At 68.0% G+C, this 2,088-nt stretch carries 4 protein-coding genes; 2 read left to right on the forward strand and 2 right to left on the reverse strand.

Translation table 11 applies throughout. The features are described from left to right. A partial coding sequence (locus Q7U29_RS23035) for a CoA transferase (protein WP_304745137.1) occupies positions 1-194 on the reverse strand: 194 nt, incomplete at its 3' end. Positions 195-278: 84 nt separating this feature from the next. On the opposite strand from Q7U29_RS23035, the gene Q7U29_RS23040 reads away from it, so the two are divergent. Continuing rightward, positions 279-1,193, forward strand: a complete 915-nt coding sequence (locus Q7U29_RS23040; RefSeq protein WP_304745139.1) for a LysR family transcriptional regulator — start codon at positions 279-281, stop codon at positions 1,191-1,193. Between the two features lie 15 nt (positions 1,194-1,208). Here Q7U29_RS23040 and Q7U29_RS23045 read toward each other — a convergent pair whose 3' ends face one another. Then, positions 1,209-1,394, reverse strand: coding sequence for a hypothetical protein (locus Q7U29_RS23045; RefSeq protein WP_304745140.1), 186 nt, complete (start codon positions 1,392-1,394; stop codon positions 1,209-1,211). 167 nt (positions 1,395-1,561) lie between these two features. Here Q7U29_RS23045 and Q7U29_RS23050 point away from each other — a divergent pair. After that, positions 1,562-2,088: class I SAM-dependent methyltransferase (locus tag Q7U29_RS23050; protein ID WP_304745142.1), on the forward strand; the 527-nt coding region annotated here is incomplete at its 3' end.

The following is a 2,088-nucleotide window of genomic DNA, read 5'->3' on the forward strand; positions in this document are numbered from 1 at the left end:
TCCTTGTGCGGCGCCAGCCGGCGCAGCGCATCGCCGATCCCGGGCATTTCCACTTTCAGCACTTCGGCGCCGAGATCGCCGAGCAGGGCGGACGCGAACGGGCCGGCGACGACCGTGGAGATGTCGAGCACCCGCAATCCCGCCAAGGGACCGGTCGGAGCAGGCATCGGGATCGCGGTGGGGGAAGCAGCCATTCACCGAGCCTAGCCGCCGCCTCCGTCATGCGATATGGTCACATCAGATAAATCAGAATTGCCAAAATCACATTTCGCGAATCGATGGATATCAAACAGCTCAAAACCTTCGTCGACGTCGCGGCCAACGGCAGCTACGCCCGGACGGCGGCGATCACGGCGAGCGCGCAGTCGGCGCTGAGCCGCCAGATCTCGGCGCTGGAGCGCGGCATCGGCGGCCGGCTGTTTCACCGCACCGGGCGCGGCGTGGTGCTGACCGAACTCGGCGAACGCATGCTGCCGCGGGCCCGCGCGCTGGTCGCGGACGCCGCCGCCTGGACCGACGCCGCGCGCGGCGAGCGCGCCGAGCCGCACGGCGAAGTCACGCTCGGGGTGGTGCCGGTGGCATCGCGCGGGCTGGTCGCTTCGCTCGCCGCCGAACTGCGCGGCAGCGCGCCGGGCATCCGGCTGCGCGCGCTGGAAGCCTATAGCGGCCAGGTCGAGGAATGGCTGGCCTCGGGACGGATCGAGATCGCGATCTACAATCGCTACCGGCGCGGCCGGGTCGCCAATGCCGAGGCGCTGGCCCGCGCCGAGGTGCATTTGATCGCGCGGCGCGATCATCCGATGGCGCGCCGCCGCGAACTGGCGGTGCGGTCGCTGGCTGAAATCCCGCTGGCGCTGCCGGTGCGTCCCAACAGCCTGACCAGCGTGCTGACGGGCCTGGCGGCCTCGCAGCATTTCGAACTCGACATCCGCTTCGAGGCCGGCTCCACCCCGCTGATCCGCGACGTGCTGCTGGCTTCCGACCTCGCCACCATCTCGCCGCGCGAGGTGTTTTCGCGGGAGACCGCGGCGGGCGAACTGGTCGCGATTCCGATTCTGAGGCCGAAGATCCTGCAGACCACCTGGATGTCGCTGAGCTCGCACCATCCGCCATCGGATGCGGCGCAAATCGTGGCGCGGCTGATACGTCAGCTGGCGGCGCGGCAGCGCGGGGCCGGTCCGGCCGCGGGATGATCCGGCCGGGAATTCCTAATTCGCCAGCGGCGGCGCGCCGGCGGTGCGAACCAGCTTGTCGGCCTTCTGCAGCACGTAGGTGTTGGCGGGCTGCTCGCGGGCAAAGAAGGAGAACGCGACAAAGGCGGCGCAGAACATCAGGCCGACCAGCATGACCCGGCGGTGCGTACCCTTGTCGGCGGTGTGAAATGAATTGGACATGCAACGATCAATACAATGCCACGCGCGCACCGCAATCGCGCTGTGAATTTAACCTAACTTATGAAGGTTATCGGCGCGCGCAACTTGCCGAAAATTGTTGGGAGTTTGTTAAGCAGGCTGCTATGCCGTGGAGCCATTGGGGTCAGGCATACCGGGACTGCGTTTTCTTGAGCACGAGCCAGCTGCAATCCGCGTTCGACTTCGTCAACGGCGCCGTCGGCTATCGATTCAGGTCCGGCGCCTCGCGCAAGGATGCGCTGGCGCGGGCCGCCGGCTTTGGCAAGGGCACCATTCCGACCATCATCGACGCCACTGCCGGACTCGGCCGCGATGCGTTTATGCTCGCCTGCCTCGGCGCCCGGGTCACCCTGCTGGAGCGCTCCCGGGAAGTTCACGACCATCTGCGCGATGCGCTGGCGCGCGCCGGCGCCGAAAACCCCGAACTCGCCGCCGTGGTGGCGCGGATGACATTGATATCAGGCGATGCCCGCGACCTGCTGCCCGGCCTGCGCGCCGATACCGTGATCGTCGATCCGATGCACCCGCCGCGCACCAACAGCGCTGAAGTGAAGCAGGAGATGCGGCTGCTGCGCGAGCTGGTCGGGACCGATCCCGACGCGCTCGAGCTGATGCAGGCGGCGCTGGCCGCCGACTGCAAGCGCGTGGTGCTGAAATGGCCGCTGCGCGCGGCGCC

This window comes from Bradyrhizobium sp., from assembly GCF_030654605.1.
Lineage (GTDB): Bacteria > Pseudomonadota > Alphaproteobacteria > Rhizobiales > Xanthobacteraceae > Bradyrhizobium.

Coding starts and splice junctions, on each gene's coding strand:
- Q7U29_RS23045 (WP_304745140.1), bottom strand. CDS start 1,394: ATGTCCAATTCATTTCACACCGCCGACAAGGGTACGCACCGCCGGGTC.
- Q7U29_RS23040 (WP_304745139.1), top strand. CDS start 279: ATGGATATCAAACAGCTCAAAACCTTCGTCGACGTCGCGGCCAACGGC.